This is a genomic window from Streptomyces sp. NPDC002754 (assembly GCF_053592315.1).
In genome coordinates, this window is the sequence record NZ_JBSFVM010000015.1 from 126,198 (window position 1) to 142,918 (window position 16,721).

At 70.6% G+C, this 16,721-nt stretch carries 15 protein-coding genes and 1 pseudogene; 5 read left to right on the forward strand and 11 right to left on the reverse strand.

The features are described from left to right. Positions 1 to 41: 41 nt before the first annotated feature. The 8 genes from ACWD2L_RS26500 to ACWD2L_RS26535 are packed head-to-tail and all read right to left on the reverse strand — an operon-like array spanning position 42 to position 8,492. Positions 42 to 1,838 carry a sugar-binding domain-containing protein gene (locus ACWD2L_RS26500; protein ID WP_451191862.1) on the reverse strand — a complete coding sequence of 599 codons (1,797 nt, stop codon included), beginning with the start codon at positions 1,836 to 1,838 and terminating at the stop codon, positions 42 to 44. Positions 1,839 to 1,886: 48 nt separating this feature from the next. Beyond that, positions 1,887 to 2,510, reverse strand: coding sequence for a hypothetical protein (locus ACWD2L_RS26505; RefSeq protein ID WP_451191865.1), 624 nt, complete (start codon positions 2,508 to 2,510; stop codon positions 1,887 to 1,889). Between the two features lie 6 nt (positions 2,511 to 2,516). Then, complete coding sequence (locus ACWD2L_RS26510; protein WP_451191868.1) at positions 2,517 to 3,353, reverse strand: carbohydrate ABC transporter permease; 837 nt, start codon at positions 3,351 to 3,353, stop codon at positions 2,517 to 2,519. Then, positions 3,350 to 4,318 carry a carbohydrate ABC transporter permease gene (locus ACWD2L_RS26515; protein WP_451191871.1) on the reverse strand — a complete coding sequence of 323 codons (969 nt, stop codon included), beginning with the start codon at positions 4,316 to 4,318 and terminating at the stop codon, positions 3,350 to 3,352. Before ACWD2L_RS26515 ends, ACWD2L_RS26510 begins: the two co-directional genes overlap by 4 nt. Then, a complete protein-coding gene (locus tag ACWD2L_RS26520; RefSeq protein ID WP_451191873.1) occupies positions 4,315 to 5,652 on the reverse strand; it encodes an ABC transporter substrate-binding protein in 1,338 nt (445 codons plus the stop codon). The genes ACWD2L_RS26515 and ACWD2L_RS26520 overlap by 4 nt, the downstream gene beginning before the upstream one ends. 49 nt (positions 5,653 to 5,701) lie before the next feature. After that, positions 5,702 to 6,430 carry a cupin domain-containing protein gene (locus tag ACWD2L_RS26525; RefSeq protein ID WP_451191876.1) on the reverse strand — a complete coding sequence of 243 codons (729 nt, stop codon included), beginning with the start codon at positions 6,428 to 6,430 and terminating at the stop codon, positions 5,702 to 5,704. Further along, complete coding sequence (locus tag ACWD2L_RS26530) at positions 6,424 to 7,347, reverse strand: DUF6807 domain-containing protein (RefSeq protein WP_451191879.1); 924 nt, start codon at positions 7,345 to 7,347, stop codon at positions 6,424 to 6,426. Before ACWD2L_RS26530 ends, ACWD2L_RS26525 begins: the two co-directional genes overlap by 7 nt. Then, positions 7,344 to 8,492 carry a Gfo/Idh/MocA family protein gene (locus tag ACWD2L_RS26535; protein WP_451191882.1) on the reverse strand — a complete coding sequence of 383 codons (1,149 nt, stop codon included), beginning with the start codon at positions 8,490 to 8,492 and terminating at the stop codon, positions 7,344 to 7,346. The genes ACWD2L_RS26530 and ACWD2L_RS26535 overlap by 4 nt, the downstream gene beginning before the upstream one ends. Positions 8,493 to 8,703: 211 nt before the next feature. Between ACWD2L_RS26535 and ACWD2L_RS26540 the strand changes: the two genes are divergently transcribed. Beyond that, positions 8,704 to 9,759 (forward strand): LacI family DNA-binding transcriptional regulator, encoded by a 1,056-nt coding sequence (locus ACWD2L_RS26540; RefSeq protein ID WP_451191884.1) that lies wholly within the window; start codon positions 8,704 to 8,706, stop codon positions 9,757 to 9,759. 60 nt (positions 9,760 to 9,819) lie between these two features. Here ACWD2L_RS26540 and ACWD2L_RS26545 read toward each other — a convergent pair whose 3' ends face one another. Next, positions 9,820 to 10,500, reverse strand: coding sequence for a GntR family transcriptional regulator (locus ACWD2L_RS26545; RefSeq protein WP_451191887.1), 681 nt, complete (start codon positions 10,498 to 10,500; stop codon positions 9,820 to 9,822). A gap of 134 nt (positions 10,501 to 10,634) precedes the next feature. Here ACWD2L_RS26545 and ACWD2L_RS26550 point away from each other — a divergent pair, with 134 nt between their 5' ends. From ACWD2L_RS26550 to ACWD2L_RS26560, 3 genes are read left to right on the forward strand one after another with little or no spacing between them, the layout of a single operon-like run. Beyond that, complete coding sequence (locus tag ACWD2L_RS26550; RefSeq protein WP_451191890.1) at positions 10,635 to 12,050, forward strand: amino acid permease; 1,416 nt, start codon at positions 10,635 to 10,637, stop codon at positions 12,048 to 12,050. A 24-nt stretch (positions 12,051 to 12,074) separates the two neighbouring features. Continuing rightward, positions 12,075 to 13,349: an aminotransferase family protein gene (locus ACWD2L_RS26555; protein ID WP_451191892.1), complete on the forward strand. Its 1,275-nt coding sequence runs from the start codon at positions 12,075 to 12,077 to the stop codon at positions 13,347 to 13,349. Between the two features lie 4 nt (positions 13,350 to 13,353). Continuing rightward, positions 13,354 to 14,826, forward strand: a complete 1,473-nt coding sequence (locus ACWD2L_RS26560; protein WP_451191895.1) for a purine-cytosine permease family protein — start codon at positions 13,354 to 13,356, stop codon at positions 14,824 to 14,826. Here the strand turns inward: ACWD2L_RS26560 and ACWD2L_RS26565 are convergent. Both ACWD2L_RS26565 and ACWD2L_RS26570 read right to left on the reverse strand, forming a co-directional pair. Next, positions 14,823 to 15,635, reverse strand: a complete 813-nt coding sequence (locus ACWD2L_RS26565) for an acetate--CoA ligase family protein (protein ID WP_451191897.1) — start codon at positions 15,633 to 15,635, stop codon at positions 14,823 to 14,825. The genes ACWD2L_RS26560 and ACWD2L_RS26565 overlap by 4 nt on opposite strands. A 452-nt stretch (positions 15,636 to 16,087) precedes the next feature. Next, positions 16,088 to 16,327 (reverse strand): annotated as a pseudogene (locus tag ACWD2L_RS26570) (acetate--CoA ligase family protein); the annotation flags it as partial. On the opposite strand from ACWD2L_RS26570, the gene ACWD2L_RS26575 reads away from it, so the two are divergent. Then, positions 16,289 to 16,642 carry a TetR family transcriptional regulator C-terminal domain-containing protein gene (locus ACWD2L_RS26575; RefSeq protein WP_451191950.1) on the forward strand — a complete coding sequence of 118 codons (354 nt, stop codon included), beginning with the start codon at positions 16,289 to 16,291 and terminating at the stop codon, positions 16,640 to 16,642. The pseudogene ACWD2L_RS26570 and the gene ACWD2L_RS26575 sit on opposite strands and share 39 nt — an antisense overlap. Positions 16,643 to 16,721: the final 79 nt, after the last annotated feature.

Sequence of the window (16,721 nt, forward strand, 5' to 3'; positions counted from 1 at the left end):
GAGCGTGGTGGCCGGTGGGCACCCACCGGCCACCACCGAGGTCAGCCGCGTGTCCGTGTGAGGATCGCGCGGAGTTCGGGCACGGGCAGCTTCGGTTCGCGGTCCGCCGTCAGCAGGCCGTTGACCTCCTGCTCGGTGTCGGTGAACTGGGTGTAGCAGAAGCCGGCGAGCCCCGAGTCCACCGCGGCCCCCACCAGCGAGGACAACCGATCCGCGAAGTCCTTCTCGGTGGCCACGGTGTCGTAGCCGAACCACTCGGCACCCTCGGCCGGTTCGAAGGTGGCGCCGCCGAACTCACTGAGGACCACTGGCTGCCCCTCGTGGCGCACCCCGTCCAGAGTGAGGCGCCGGACGCCGGGCCACTGCTCGGTGAACTCCCCGCGGCGCAGGGACGAGGGGCCGTAGCGCTCGCGCAGCACATCGGCGCGCTGCGTGTAGTCGTGCACGCCCCACATGTCACCGGCGGAGATCTCCCAGCCGTCGTTGGAGACAGCGGGCCGCGAGGGGTCGAGGGCCTTGGTCAAGTGGTACAGGGCGTCCATGAAGTGGCGCTGCTCGGGGACGAGCGCCGGATTGGGCACGGACCAGGACTCGTTGAGGGGGACCCAGGCGACGATCGAGGGGTGACTCACGTCGCGCGAGATCGCCTCGGTCCACTCGGCGACCACGCGCTCGACCGTGGTCGTGCCGAACGCGTACGCCGACGGCATCTCGCCCCACAGCACGAGGCCGAGCCGGTCCGCCCAGTACAGGAAGCGCGGGTCCTCGATCTTCTGGTGGATGCGCAGCCCGTTGAGGCCGATCTCCTTGGCCAGTTCGGCCTCCCGGCGCAGCTCGTCCGCCGACGCCGCGAGGTGCGAGCCCGGCCAGTAGCCCTGCTGGAGCGCGAGGCGCAGGAAATACGGCTTGTGATTGAGGAGGAAGAGACCGTCGTCCCAGCCGATGTCACGAAGGCCGAGGTACGACGCGACCTGGTCGACGGCCGTGCCGTCCGCCGCGTCGGCGACCTCGACGGTCGCGTCCACGAGGTGCGGGCGCTCCGGACTCCACAGCACACCGTCCAGGTCCTGGGCGTTGCGCAGCGCGGGCACCGCGATGTCGAACGTCGTCTCCTGGCCGTCGGCAAGGGTCCGCTGGTCGGCGAGGACACGTTCGCCCAGCGCGAGACGCACCGACACATGCACCGGCGAGGCGGGCCACCGGCTCAGGCGCACCCGGCAGCGTACGCGGGCGTTCGCGACGTCGGGAGTCCAGTGCAGCGTCGTCACGTGCAGCTCGGGCACCTCCTCGAGCCACACCGGCTGCCAGATCCCCGACGTGCGGTGGTACCAGATGACGTGCGGGTCGCGGTGCCAGTCCTGCTTGCCGCGCGGCTGCGTGACATCGAGAGGCTGGTCCTCCGCGCGCACCACGACGACGTGCTCGCCGTCCCCGTCGAGTACGTCCGTGACATCGCAGGAGAAGCCGGTGTGACCGCCCTCGTGGCGGCCGACCAGGCGGCCGTCCACCCAGACCTCCGCGCGATGGTCGACCGCGCCGAAGTGCAGCAGCAGGCGGCGGCCCGCGGCGGGCCGGGGCACGTCGATCGTGCGCCGGTACCAGAGCACGGGGTGGAAGCCGGCGTCGCGCACCCCGGACGCCGCTGACTCGGGTGGGTAGGGCACGGTCACGACGCCGGTGTACGGCGCGGAGACGTCGGGGTCCATCCAGCGCTCCGAGCGGCCGCGGTCGGCGTCGTCGTGGGCGAACCGCCACGGACCGCCGAGGTCGTGCCAGTCGGGGTCCCGGACGAGCTGCGGCCGGGGGTGTCCTGCGACGTCGAGGTGGGTGTGAGACAAGGAGAACTCCGGTGGTGTGGTGCGCTGTTCAGGGGAGGGGGCCGGGTGTCAGGGCGCGCGTCGGCCGGTGGGGGAGCGCAGGTCGACGACCGTCGCGGCGAACGCCAGCGGCCCCGGCAGCAGCGGGACGAGCATCGGCATCGCCCACGCCAGGAGCACGGCCAGTACCACGGCGCCCGCGAGGAGCAGACTGCCGCGCGGATCGGCGAGAGACCGGACGAGCCCCTCACGCGCGGACAGCAGGTGCGGTTTCTCCAGCGCGGTGGCGCGCAGCCCCACGACCGCGGCGCCCAGGGCAAGGAGCAAGAGGGCGGGCGCCAGGACCTGAGCCCCCGGAAGGTCGGTGCCGACCAGTCGGCTGTCGAGGAGAAGGAGCACGCCGAGCAGCGGCGGCACCAGCCCGGCCAGCAGCGTCCGCCCGGTCAGCCGGGTGCGCAACTCACCAATATACGTAACCATGTTGAACTGGACGCCGCCCTGCGCCGTGCCCCGCAGCGTCGCCGACGCCGCCGAGAAGGCGGCGGGCGCCGTGACGACGGGCAGGCAGGCGACGCTGGTCAGGAGGCCGACGAGCAGCACGTCAGCGAAGAGCGTGAAGCCGCCGCCGAACACTTCGCCGGGCTCCCGGCGTTGCGGGTCGGCGCGCCGCGGCGCGACGGGTGCGTGGGTCATGGTGGCTCAGCCCTTCAGTCCGGAGGTCGCCATGCCCTGCACCAAGTAGCGCTGGAAGACGAAGAAGAACAGCACGATCGGCAGCACGGAGATCACCGACATGGCGAACATGGGCCCGTAGGCGGAGGTGCTGCCCTGGTCGACGAAGCTGCGCAGAGCGAGCGTGATGGTGAAGTTCTCCGGCGCGAACAGGTAGATCATCTGCGTGAAGAAGTCGTTCCACGTCCAGATGAACGTGAAGATGGCCGTGGTGATCAGCGCGGGCCGGCTGAGCGGCAGCGTGATCGCCCAGTACGTGCGGAACGGACCGCAGCCGTCGATGCGCGCCGACTCCTCCAGTTCCCGCGGAAGGCCCCGCATGAACTGCACGATGAGGAACACGAAGAACGCTTCGGTGGCCAGGAACTTCGGCAGGATCAGCGGCCAGAACGTGTCCGTGAGGCCGAGCTGGTTGAAGATGATGTACTGCGGGATCAGCACGACGTGGTGCGGCAGCATCAGCGTCGCCACCATGAAGGCGAACATCACCTTGCTCATCCGGAACCGCAGCCGGGCGAAGGCGTAGGCCGCCAGCGAGCAGGACAGTACGTTGCCGAGGACGGCGCCGCCCGCGATCATCAGCGTATTGGCGAGCAGCCGGGGCACGGAGACACCCGACACCCCGTCCATGGCGGTCGTGTAGTTGGACCACTCCAGGTGACTGGGCCACAGGTCGAGGCTGGCGATGACCTCGTCGGCCGGCTTGAGTGACGTGGCGAGCAGCCAGGCCAGCGGGTACAGCAGGACCAACAGGCCCACAGCGGCGATGGTGTGCGGCAGCCACCGCTTCGCGGCGATGTTCATCGGCCCTCCTCGTCCGCGTAGAAGACCCAGGACCGGGACGTCCGGAAGAGGATCAGGGTGACCGCACCAATGGCGATCAGCAGCAGCCAGGCCATCGCCGAGGCGTAGCCCATGTGCGAGGCCGTGAAGCCGCGCTCGTACAGGTACAGCGTGTAGAACAGCGTCGAGTCGGCTGGCCCGCCGTTTCCGTGGCTGACGGCGAAGGCCGGAGTGAAGACCTGGAAGGAGTTGATGACTTCGAGAACCAGGTTGAAGAAGACGACCGGGGACAGCATCGGCACGGTCACCGAGATGAACTGCCGCCAGCGGCCCGCCCCGTCGAGCGCGGCGGCCTCGTACAGTTCGGGCGAGATCTGCTGGAGCCCCGCCAGGAAGATGACCATCGGTGCGCCGAACTGCCACACCGTCAGCAGGACGATCACATACACCGCGAGATCGGCGTTGCCGACCCAGCCGCCCGTGTGGATGCCGATCGAGTCCAGGAGATTGACCACTGTGCCGCCGTCGTTGAACAGCGCCCGCCACACCAGGGCGATGGACATGCTCGCCCCGAGCAGCGACGGCGCGTAGAACGCGGAACGGTAGAAGGCCCGGCCCCGGCCGAGGTTCTTCAGCAGCATGGCCACGCCCAGCGCGAGCCCCAGCTTCAGCGGCACGGCCACGACGACGTACAGCATCGTGGTGCCCACCGACCGCCAGTAACGGGGGTCGTCGGTGAGCATGTCCGTGTAGTTGCGCAGCCCGATCCACTTCGGCGGATCGAACAGGTTGTAGTCCGTGAACGACAGATACAGCGACACCGCCATCGGTACGAGCGTCAGCACGACCGCGCCGATCATCCACGGCGAGAGGAACACGTAGGCGGGCCACTGCTTTTCGCGCACCCGACGGATCCGGCCGCCGGACGCCGGGGCCTCGGCATCCTGGTGTGTGGGAGCGGGCGCCTTGGTGGTGAGTGCGCTCATGACCTCAGCTCCTTGTTGGCCTGATCGATGAGTTCGCGCGCCGTCTGCCGGGGCGTGCCCTTTTCGTACATCACGCGCTCGTACATGCGGGTGAACAGGGGCTGGATCGCGAGGTCGCCGGGCGGCGGAGCCGTCGGCGGGGCGTCCAGGCCGTACTTCTCCATCTCCTGCGCGTACCGGTAGATCTCCAGCTCGGGGCCCTTGAGCGTCTTGCCGACGCGGACGGCGATCGTCCGGTTGGGAGGAGTGGACCGGGAGAAGCCGAGGATGTCGCCCACCCGCCTGTCATTGAGCAGGAAGTCCACCAACTGGGCGGCCTCCTTGGGATGTGCGGAGTGCGCGCCGATGCCGACCAGCATGCTGGGCTTGAAGTACGCGCCCTGCCGCCCGTCGGTCGTGGGCACCGGCGCGTAGTGGATGTCCTCGCCGAGCAGATCCACATAGCCGGGGAAGGGCGCGTCCCAGGTGAAGTCGGAGGCGGCGAGATGACGGCCCATGGGCGACATCTCGGTGTTGGTGGCCTGCACGCTGTCCCGGGGCTCGGCGATCGCGCCCGCCTTGCGCAGCCGGTCGTAGAACGTCCAGAACTCGGTGAGGTCGTCCTCGGTGAAGGCGAGTTCGGTCTGGCTCCTGTAGAGCTTGCCGCCGCGGCTGCGCAGCCAGTCCTCGAAGATGTCCTCGTTGCCGCCGCCGTCGTTGGCGCCGCGCAGCGGGCGGCCGTCGGGGGACTTGAGGCCGAGCGCGGTGACCTTCCTGTTGGCCTCGGCCCACTCCTGCCATGTCCAGTCGGGCGGGGGCGTGCCGATCCCGGCCCGCTTGAAGATCTTCGAGTCGTAGGCGAATCCGGTGATGCCGCGGCCCATCGGCAGGGCGTACTGGCCGCCCCGGTACGTGCCGGTGCGCAGGAAGCTGTGGTCCATGTCGGACGTGTCGATGGTCCCGCGCTTGATGACATCGTCCAGAGACATCAGCGCGTCACCACCCGCGTACTGGGACACCTGCCGGTAGTCGAGCTGCACCACGTCGGGGACGCCGCCGCCTGCGGCCTGCGTCGCCAACTTCTGGAGGTACGCGCCGAATTCGCCGTTGGACGTGCGGACGGTGACGCCGGGGTGCTCCTTCTCGAAGAGGCGCACCGCCTTCTCGGTGCGCGCGGCACGGTCGTCATTGCCCCACCAGGAGAACCTGAGGGTGACACCGCGCGACGTGCCGCCGCTCGCGGTGGAACAGCCGGTCAGCGTGCCGGTCAGCGCGGCGCCGGCCCCGGCGGCCGCGGTGGTCAGGACGGCCCTGCGGCTGAGGTGGGGGCGCGGGCCGCTTCGGGGCTCGGGCATGGGGGCCTTCCAAGAGTGTGTGATGGGTTGGGGCTGCGGTGATGGCCCGTCAGATACCGGGATAGACGTCGAGCCGCCCGCACATGCCGAAGCGGCCGCGTGCGGTGGGCCCGGTCGCGGTGACCCGGCCGGCCGTCAGATGCCGCTCGTCCTTGTCGCGCAGCGCGGTGAGTTGACCCCTGGTTGCCTCGGCCGCGGCCCGGGCCCCGTCGCGCCAGCGCTGCTCCCAGGCGTCGAGGCGTGGGTGGACGAGCGCGGCGGCGGCCCGCTGAAACGCGGCGAGCGGCTCGGGATCCCCGGCCTCGAAGGCATCGCGCAGCTCCAGGAACCAGCGCGTCGCCAGATCACGGCGGGCACGCGCGACCTCGGCCTGCTCCTCCTCCGATACGTCGCCGGGGATACGGACCGCGTCCGCGTACGTATCGGCGTCGGCGAGCAGGTCCGGCGGCAGGGTGAGCACGGCGTCGCCCGCCTCGGGGAGGCCGCTGTTCTGCATGACGACGGTGATCTCCAGGCCGTCGTCGTTGGCGAGGCGGTGGATCGTGCCCGGCGTGAACCAGGCGACCGTGCCCGGCTCCAGGGGTGTCTCCCGGAAGCCGGAACTGGTCAGCGTCTGCACACTTCCCCGGCCGGCTGTCACCACGTAGCCCTCGCTGCACGTGAGGTGCATGTGCGGGGTGCCGCCCCCGGGGCGGCCGTCCACGGTCGGCCAGTCGTACACGGTCAGCCGGGACACCCCGGCCGCGCCGGGGAAACCCTCGTAGGCCGCGCTCACCATGTGTGCCCCCGCAGATGTGCATCGACCCGCTCGCGGTCCCAGGCACCGTCGGCGACGGTCACCCGGTAGCCGCGGGCAAGGGTGTCACCGGGCTCCAGGACCAGCTCCTCGTGGAACGCCCAGGACGGCGCGACCGCCGCGAACGGGTCGCTGCGCACGAACCAGTGCGCCGGGTGGGTGCCCTTCTCGCCCGCCTGGTCGTTGGTGGCCGCGTGCTCGAAGACGACCGTGGCGTGACCGTCGCGTCCGTCGTGCTCACCGACGTAGGCGAGCCAGGGTGCCTGCGTACCCATCAGATCGCCGGAGTCGGCCTCCGCGGTGAAGACCTTTCCGTCGCGGAAGGAACGCGGACCGCGCCAGAACAGGCCGGTGTACCCGGCGGCGGGACGGCCGTGCGTGGTGGGGCTGCCGAAGCGCAGCGGCTCCGCACGACGGTTGGTCACCGCGGACGTCCAGGTGAACGACCAGCTCCCGGACGCCTCGTCGACGGCGCACACCTCGATGCGGCGCTCCTCGTCGGCCCACCGCTCCCCGTCGTGCGGGTGCCAGGTCAGACGCTCGGCGATGACGGCGCCGCCATCCGTGGCGGACACCTCCTCGAAGGACACGTGGGCCATCGAACCGACCCGCTCGGGCAGCGCGAGGTACCCCTCGCCGTGCACGTAGGTGTTGCCGCCCCACAGGTTCTGCCCCGACAGGTGCGAGGCCGTGAGCTGCAGGCCCTTGTGCCAGCGGTGGTCGTTCGGCCGGTAGTCGGTGACGAGCCCGCCGGACAGGGTGCGGATCGGGTGCAGATACGGCTTCGGTGCCTCCCACGCGGCTTCGGGCCGGTACACGTAGGCGAACAGTTCGGTTCCGCTCGTCTCATGGGTCACGGTGATGCGGTCACCGTGGGCGTGCGTCAGTGCCAGTGTCATGCGTCGTCCTTCGTCGTGGTGGAGGCGTCCGGGGCCCAGCCGGGGGCGCCGCCGTGCAGCTCGGTGTAGTACGGGTCGCCGGGGCCGATCTCGCCCGCCCGGACCGTGGTGTCGGTGAATGCGGACTTGTACAGCGCCGTGATGAACTCGAGGGTCCGCCGGCCGCCCGCGCCGCTCGTGGGATGGCGCCGCCCGGCCCTGATGTCCGCGACGAGCACGCGCAGTTGGGCCAGGTGCGAGCTCGGCTCGTCGGCCCCGAACTCCCGCCACCGCGCCACCGTCTCCTCGGGGACACCGGGGGCGGGCGTGATGCGCCAGTCGGCGTTGCCGTACCCGTACAGGTGCGTCAGCTCGATCGTCGCCAGCTCGCAGTCGACGCGGATCCGGCTGACTTCGTCCGGGCTCAGCACACTGTTGACGACGGTGCCGACCGCCCCGTTCGCGAAGCGGACCTGCGCCGTGGACACATCCTCCGTCTCCACGTCGTGCACGAGCCGCGCCGCCATGCCGCGCACCTCGGACCACGGGCCCATCAGGTCGAGCAGCAGATCCGTCTGGTGGATGCCGTGCCCCATGGCGGGGCCGCCGCCCTCCGTCGCCCAACGGCCGCGCCACGGCACCGCGTAGTAGGCGGTGTCCCGGTACCAGGTCGTCTGGCAGTGGGCCACCAGCGGCCGGCCGAAGGCACCGGTGTGCAGGAGTTCGCGCACATGGCGGGCTCCGGAGCCGAAGCGGTGCTGGAACACGATCGAGGCGTACGGGTCCGTGTCCTCGCCCCGCTCCGCGGCTGCCACGGCGTCGTAATCGGCCAGCGAGGGACACGGCGGCTTCTCGCACCACACCCACGCGCCCGCCCGCAGCGCGGCCACGGACTGCTCGCGGTGCACTGCGGGCGGCGTGCACAACACCACGAGACCCGGGCGCACTTCGGCCAGCATCGCGTCGAGGTCCGTGGAGGCGTACGGAATCCCGGCGTCGGCGGCGAAGGAACGCACCGCCTCCTCGTCCACGTCGACCGCGGCGACGAGCTCCGTCTCGCCTTCGGCGGCGAGCTTCTGGAGCGCGGGCACATGACTGGAACGCGCGATGCCTCCGGTGCCGACCACGGCGGTACGCAGTGGGGTGTGCGGAGGGTGCTCGGACATGAGGGACCTCTCGTGAGGCAGACGTGTGGGACACCTCGGGCGGCGCGCAGCTGCTGCGGCGGGCCCCGACGGCGACGGATTCCAACGTTGTAACCAGTGGGTGTCGCCGAGGTCAACCCTCCGGACGAAATCACTGCGGATCCGGATCGGGGCTGTCACTGGGCGTCATCACATGCATAATCAGGGGAAACAACTTGAGGGGAGCCGGGTAGTGGCAGCAGTGACACTCAAGGACGTCGCCGAGCGTGCGGGGGTGTCCATCAAGACTGTTTCCAACGTTGTACGCGACGCCCCGCGGGTGTCCGACGCCACCCGGACCCGCGTGATGCGGGCCGTGACCGAGCTCGGCTACCGGCCGAACCCGTCGGCCCGCCGCCTGCGCACCGGCCGCAGCGGCCTGATCGCCCTCGCCGTCCCCGACCTCGCCACGCCCTACTTCGCTGAACTCGCCCACCACGTGCGCACGGAGGCGGCGGCCCTCGGCTTCACCGTCCTCATCGAGGAGACCCTCGGCGACACCAAGGAGGAACTCCGCCTCGCGACAGGCGTCGGCGCGTCCCTTTTGGACGGCGTGATCCTCTCCCCGCTGCACGTCTCACCGGACGAACTCGCCCCCGTCACCGACCAGTTCCCTCTCGTCCTCCTCGGCGAGCGCAGCTATGAGGGTGACCGCGTCGTCGCCGACCACGTCCTCATCGACAACGTGGCGGCCGCCCGCGAGGCCACCGCACACCTCGCGAGCCTCGGCCGGACCCGGATCGCCGCGATCGGCGTAGACAAGGCGGGCTCCGCGACCAGCAGACAACGCCTCGAAGGCTTCCAACATGCCCTGCACGAAGCCGGGTTGACCTACGACCCCCGACTCGCGCCCCAGATCAAGGACTTCGACCGGCGCAACGGACTCCAGGCGATGCGCACCCTCACCGCGCTCCCCGACGAGCTGTGCCCCGACGCCGTGTTCTGCTTCAGCGACCTGCTGGCGGTCGGCGCCCGACGGGCCCTGTACGAGGCCGGCCTGAGCATCCCCGACGACGTCGCCCTCGCCGGCGTGGACGGATCCGAGGAGGCCCTCTACGGCACACCCTCGCTGACCACGGTGGTGCCCGACAAGGCGGCGATCGCTTCCCTCGCCGTGAAGTGCCTGGTCAACCGGGTCCTGGCCGAGGAGCCCCCACCCTTCGAAGTACACATGGCCCCGCACTGGCTGGACGTGCGCGAGTCCACGGGCGGCGAGCGGACACCCGTCGACCCCGCGAGCGCGGAGTAGCCACGTACGGGATGCGGACACGGCGGCCGTCAGAGGCGCCGCCGCACTCCTGGCGGCCGCTCAGCCCTCGTCGCCGCACGCCGCCAGAATCGCCTGCATCCGCGCCCCGTTGGACGCGATGTGGTGCCGCGCCTCACGCTGGGCGCGCTCCGCGTCACCCGCGCGGATCGCGTCCATGAGCGGCTCGTGCTCGCCCACCAGCCTGCGCGGGTTCTCGTTCTCGCGTTCGTGGGCGGACATCGCCATGAGATAGAAGCGCAGTTCACGGGTGAGCCCCGCGTAGAACGCGTCGATCCGCCCATTGCCCAGCGTCGCCACGATCGCCTCGTGGAACGCGAGGTCCGCGGCCACGATGTCGGCCCGCCGCTGCGACCCGGTGACCGTGACCAGATGCCCGTACGCCGCCTCCACCGCGGCGAGTTGAGCGGAGTCGAGTGGTGCCGCGAGGGCCGCCGCCTCCAAGTGCTCGCGTGCCGTGTACAACTCGTGCACGCTCCGCGGCGTCGGTGAGACGACCACGGCACCGCGATTGGCCTGGAACCGGATCAACCCGCCGTGCTCGAGCAGCCGGACCGCCTCGCGCACCGTGTTGCGGGCGATGCCGAGTTCGGCGGCGATGGCGCTCTCGCGCAGCCGCTCGCCCGGTTGGAAGGACCCCGCGAGGATCCGCTCCGACAGGCCGTCGGCGATCTGCTGCGCGGTCGTGGTCCGCCTGGCCACCAGGCCTTCGAGTGCCGTCATGGCGTCATCGTAGCCAGCGATCAACCTCTGGTGCCGGACAGTAGAACTGTTCTACAGTTGCGCACTGCTTCGGCCGCTCGCGGCCCGTCGCCCGCGTGACCCACCGAACCGATGTCGCAGGAGGGCTCCGAACAGTGCGGACACGTCCCGAGAACGACCAGCGAGACCCGGTCGACCAGAGCGCCCCGGAGCAGACACCCGCCGACGCACCCCGCACCCTCAGGCAGCGCCACGTCCGGATGATCGCCCTCGGCGGCATCGTCGGCGCCAGCCTCTTCGTCGGCAGCGGCGCCGTCATCCACACCGTCGGACCTGCCGCCATCCTGTCCTACGCACTCGGCGGCCTGCTGGTCATCCTCGTCATGCGGATGCTGGGCGAGATGGCGACCGCCTCGCCAACCCTCGGATCGTTCATGGAGTACGCCCGGACGTCGCTGGGCGGCTGGGCCGGCTACACCATCGGCTGGCTGTACTGGTACTTCTGGGTCGGCGTCGTCGCCTTCGAGGCGGTCGCCGGGGCCAAGCTGCTGATGCTGTGGATACCCGGCGTACCGCAGTGGGTCTTCTCCCTGGTCCTGATGACACTGCTGACGGCCACGAACCTGGTGTCGACCCGCTCGTTCGGGGAGACCGAGTTCTGGCTGGCGTCCATCAAGGTAGTCACCATCGTCGTGTTCCTCGTCGCGGGCACACTCTTCGCGCTGGGACTGTGGCCGGACACGACACTGTCGGTCGGCAACGTCGCCCTCGACGGCTTCGCCCCAGGCGGCCTCTCGGCCATCCTGCACGGCGTCGTCCTCGTGATCTTCTCCTACGTCGGCACCGAGATCGTCACCATCGCCGCCGCCGAGTCCGACAACCCGGTGAAGTCCGTCGTCAAGGCGACCTCCTCCACGGTGTGGCGCGTCATCATCTTCTACGTCGGGTCGGTCACGCTGTTGGTGATGATGACGCCGTGGGACCGGATCCCGGTCGAGACCAGCCCGTACGCGGCCGCCTTCGGCAAGATGGGCGTGCCCGCCGCGACGACCGTCATCAACGTCGTCGTCCTCACCTCCGTCCTCTCCGTCCTCAACTCCGGCCTGTACACGGCCTCGCGCATGCTCTTCGCCCTCCAGCGCAACAACTGGGCCCCTCGCTGGGTCGCTCACCGCAGCCGCAAGGGCACCCCCTGGAAGGCCATCCTGGCGTGCACCGTCGTCGGATACGTGGCCGTCGCCATGAGCTATGTCGCACCCGACACCATCTTCAACTTCATCATCAACTCGGCAGGCGCCGTCGGCCTGTTCGTCTACGCGATCATCGCGGGCTCGCAGCTGCGCATGCGGCGGCAACTGGAACGCGAGGCCCCGGAGCGGATCAAGCTGCGCATGTGGGGCTACCCGTACCTGAGTTGGGCCACCCTGGTGGCCATCGTGGTCGTCCTCAGCTCCATGCTCCTGGTCCCCGACGCGCGCTCGCAGCTCTACCTGAGCGTTCTCAGCCTGGCCGCGATCCTCGCCACCTACCTGCTCGTACGGACCCGGCGACGCGACAGCACCACACACTGACCCCCACCTCTCACGGAGACCCCCATGGCCCAGGAGAACCCGCCCGTCCTGTCCGGACCCGCACTGTGGAGCGCGCAGGCCCACCTCCCGTCCGTTCTTGGACGCCAGCTCACCGTCGAACGCGCCGAAGGCAGCTACCTGTTCACCACCGACGGCCGCCGCCTCTTCGACGGTACCGCCGGCCTGTGGCACGCCAACGTCGGCCACTCCCGCCCTGAACTCGCCGAGGCCGCCCACGCGCAGATGCTGCGCCTGGAGACGTACCACGTCTTCGGCCGCTACCTGAACGACCAGGCCGTCGCCCTCGGCGAACGCCTCGCCGCCATGTCACCCATCGACGACCCCAAGGTCATCCTCAACAGCGGCGGCAGCGACGCCATCGACGTCGCCTGCAAGCTCGCCCGCAGGCACTGGCAGCGCGAAGGCCGAGACACCAAGACGACGATCCTCAGCCGCGAGTTCGCCTACCACGGCCTGCACGCCTACGGCACGAGCATCGCGGGCCTCGACTTCAACCGGACCGGTTACGGCACCGAATCGCTCGTCCCGGAGACCGCGCGCGTCGACACGTACGACATCGAAGCGGTCGAGCGCACGGTGCGCGAGATCGGCCCGGAACACATCGCCGCACTCGTGGCCGAGCCCATCCAGGGCACCGGAGGCGTGATCACACCGGCCCCCGGCTACCTGGAGGGCTTGCAGCGCATCTGCCGCGAGAACGACATCCTCCTCATCATCGACGAGGTCATCACCGGCTTCGGCCGCACCGGCCACATGTTCGCCACCGAACGCTACGGCCTCACACCCGACCTGATCACCTTCGCCAAGGGCGTCACCTCCGGCTACGCACCGCTCGGCGGCGTCCTCGTTGCCCCGCACATCTGGCAGCCGTTCTACCGGGACGCGGACGACACACCCATGTTCCGGCACGGCGCCACCTACTCCGGGCACGCCACCGCCTGCGCCGTGGCGCTGCGCAACCTCGACATCCTCGACGAGGAGAAGCTGGTGCCCCGAGTTGCCGCCCTGGAGCAGGTACTCGCCGACGAACTGCGGGTCCTGGGCACACGGGAGTCCGTCGTCGAGACACGGGTCGGGGGACTGCTCGGCGGTGTCGCCCTCGTCGACGACATCAGCGCGGAGGCGGTCACCGACGAGCTCGTCGAGCACGGCTTCGTCACCCGCCCGCTGCGCGGAAACACCGTGCAGATCAGCCCGCCGTTCATCACCACGGACGAGGAACTGCGCGGGCTCGTCGCCGCGATCGGCACCGTCCTCGCCACACACGAAGGCCGATGACGCGATGCCGATAGCGGAGGAACAACCGTCAGGCGGTCTCGTCGAGTCCCGGTCCATCGACGTGGTGCCCGACGAGGAGCGCCACGGCACCGCGTTCAGCCAGTTCACCCTATGGGTCGGTGCCAACCTCCAGATCACCGCGGTGGTCACCGGCGCCCTCGCCGTGGTCCTCGGCGCGACCGCCTTCTGGGCGGTCGTCGGGCTCCTCGTCGGAAACCTGCTCGGCGGCACCGTGATGGCACTCCACTCCGCGCAGGGGCCCCGCCTCGGCCTCCCGCAAATGATCTCCTCGCGGGCCCAGTTCGGAGTCCGCGGCGCCGTCGTGCCCCTCGTCCTCGCGGTGTTCATGTTCATCGGCTGCACGGCGAGCGGCACCGTCCTCGCGGGCGAGGCGGTCGGCGAACTGACCCACCTCGGACCCGTCGCGGGCATCCTCATCTTCACTGTGGTGACCGCGGTGGCGGCGGCCGTCGGCTACCGCCTCATCCACTTCCTGGGACGCCTCGCCGGAGTGGTGTGCGGCGTGGCGTTCGTCTACCTCGGCGCCCGCCTCCTCCAGCACGACGACATCGGCGCGGTCCTCGCCGACCACACCTTCGCCCTGCCCGCGTTCCTGCTCGCGGTGTCCCTCTCGGCGTCCTGGCAGCTGTCGTTCGGCCCGTACGTCGCCGACTACTCGCGCTACCTGCCGCGTTCGACGTCGGCGCGCGCGACGTTCGGCTGGACGCTGGCCGGGACCGCCCTGGGTGCCCAGTGGTCGATGGCCTTCGGTGCGCTCGCGGCGGCCGCCGCGGGGGAGGCCTTCGTCGGCCACGAGGTGACGTACGTGGTGTCACTCGGCGGGGCGGGCCTGATGGCGGCGGTGCTCTACTTCGTCATCGCCCTCGGCAAGTTGACCGTCACCGTCCTCAACACCTACGGCGCGTTCATGTCGACCGTGACGAGTGTGACCGGGATGCGGCGGCGGGGCGCGGTGCCGCACCGGCTTTCGCCGCGCGGGCGGATCGGCTACATCGCCGCGATCATCATGGTGGGCGCCGCCCTCGCCCTCGCGGGCCGTGGCGACTTCCTCAACACGTTCTCGACGTTCCTGCTCATCGTGCTGGCCTTCTTCACCCCGTGGAGCGCGGTGAACCTCGCCGACTACTACCTCGTCGCGAAGGAGCGCTACGACATCCCGGCCCTCAACGACCCCGACGGCCGCTACGGCTCCTGGCGGGCCCCGGCCCTGGTGTCGTACGGGGTGGGCCTGGTGGTCCAACTCCCGTTCATGGCAACGGACCTGTTCACCGGCCCCTTCGTCGCACCGCTGGGCGGCGCGGACATCTCGTGGATCGTTGGGCTGACCCTGCCAGGAGTGCTGTACTGGTTCCTGGCCCGCCGCGAACGGCACCGGATCCCGGACCGGATGATCTACCCGGACGATGTGGTGCCGACGCAGGAGCCGCGGCCGGGAGCGACGGAGGTGCCTGCCTAGCTCGGAGCCGAGGGGGCTGCGGCGGCAACGACCAGCCCGTCCACCGCGAGCGCGCCCTCCGGAGCGACCCGCACCGGGTTGAGCTCGACCTCGGCGATGTCCTCCCGTCCGGCGATCACGTCGCACACGGCGACGATCACGTCCACCAGGGCCTCCACGTCGACGGTGGGCCGACCGCGCCAGCCGTGCAGCAGTGGAGCCATCCGCAGGCTCCGCACCATGGCGTGCGCGGTGTCCCGCGTACAGGGCGCAAGTTCGAGCGCCAGGTCACGGGAGAGTTCGGCCCGGACTCCGCCGGCCCCGACCACCACGACCGGGCCGAACGACACGTCCCTGCGGGCGGCGACGAGTACCTCGACCACGCCGGCACGCCGATCCATCTCCTCGACCACGTACGTGTGAGGGCCCAGGCGCTCCACCATGTCGTGGTACGCGGCCCGCAGCGCGCCGGGGTCCCACAGCCCGGTCGCCACACCGCCGTGCTCGGTCTTGTGCTCCAGCCAGTCGGCCTTGAGTACGACGGGGGCCGAGAGGGAGGCCGCCGCGGCCACCGGGTCACGGGTGCCCGCCGGTACCTCCGCCGCCCGCGGGAACGGCACACCTGCTTCGCCCAACAGGTGGCGCGCGGCCAGGTAGCCCGAGCCGATGGGTGACCTGCGCGACAGCGAGTGCGGAGGTGTGCGTCGACGACCAGGTTGCAAGGTGAGGCGGTGTGTCGTGGCGACGGCCCGCAGCGCCCGCTCGACGTCGGTGAACGTCGGCACACCCGCAGCCTCCAACTCCCGCAATGCCGGGGTGTGTTCGGCCATGGAGTGCACGACGATGGGCAAGCCCCTGTCCGCGGCGAGGCGCCCAGGGCACGCGCCGTGGCCGACTCTGCCGCCGCTTGCGCGGGGATGTCACGCCCGTAACTGCCGAAGTAGCCGCTGAGCACGACCGTGTCGGCCACCGACGCGGCCACCAGGCATGCCGGGACCGCGGCGTACGCCGACAGGTCCCGCTCACCCGCGCCGTCGAGGTCGACGGGGTTCGCCCGCCCCGCGTGCGGTGGCAGGTGGCACGCGAGCTCCCGCTGTACGGAGGACGGGAACTCCGCGACGTCCAGGCCGAGCCGCGCGGCGGTGTCCGCGGCCACGGCCCCCTGCTCGCCACTGTCCGCCACGATCGCCACGCGCGGCCCGCGGACCGGGGCCGCGCGGAGCAACAGGTGGGCTGTATCGGCGAGTTGAGCGGGAGTGTCGACGCGGACGGCGCCGACCGCACGGCACGCCGCGTCCACGACGTCGAGGGCGGAGGTCATGGCGCCGGTGTGGGAGCGGGCGGCAGCCCGCGCCGCCGTGCTCGCGCCGACGGTCAGCAGCAACACCGGTTTGCCCGCCTCACGCAGCGCGGCGAGGGCGTCGAGGAGCGCCGCGCCTTCGCCGTAACTCTCCAGGTAGAGGGCGACGGCGCGCGTCGTGTCGTGGTCGACCAGGTCGGCGAGCACCTCGGCGGCGCCCACGAGGAGGACGCCGACGAATGGTCGGTGTGGGTGCAGTCGTGGAACGAGGCGATCCTCGACCCGAGCCTGCGCGGCGGCCAGCGCGGTGTCCACGCCCGCTGGCGCGGCGTCGTCCTGGACCTGGTGCGCACCTGCCAACGCGAGGGCATGGCCGAAGGCGTCGACGTGGAGGCACTGGCCGCCCGCTTCACGGGACTCGTCGACGGCCTGGCGATCCAAGTCCTGGCAGGAACGGGCGACATGGACGCGGCGCGGATGCGGGAGCTGCTCCTGGACGCGGTCGAGCCGTACATCAGCGTGCGAAAGGGCAGTTGAGCGCGCCGTTCGCAGGTGGGTTCTGGAGCAATTTCCAAGATCTCATGCGGAGTTGATGTGGGGGCTTCCGCGCCGCTTG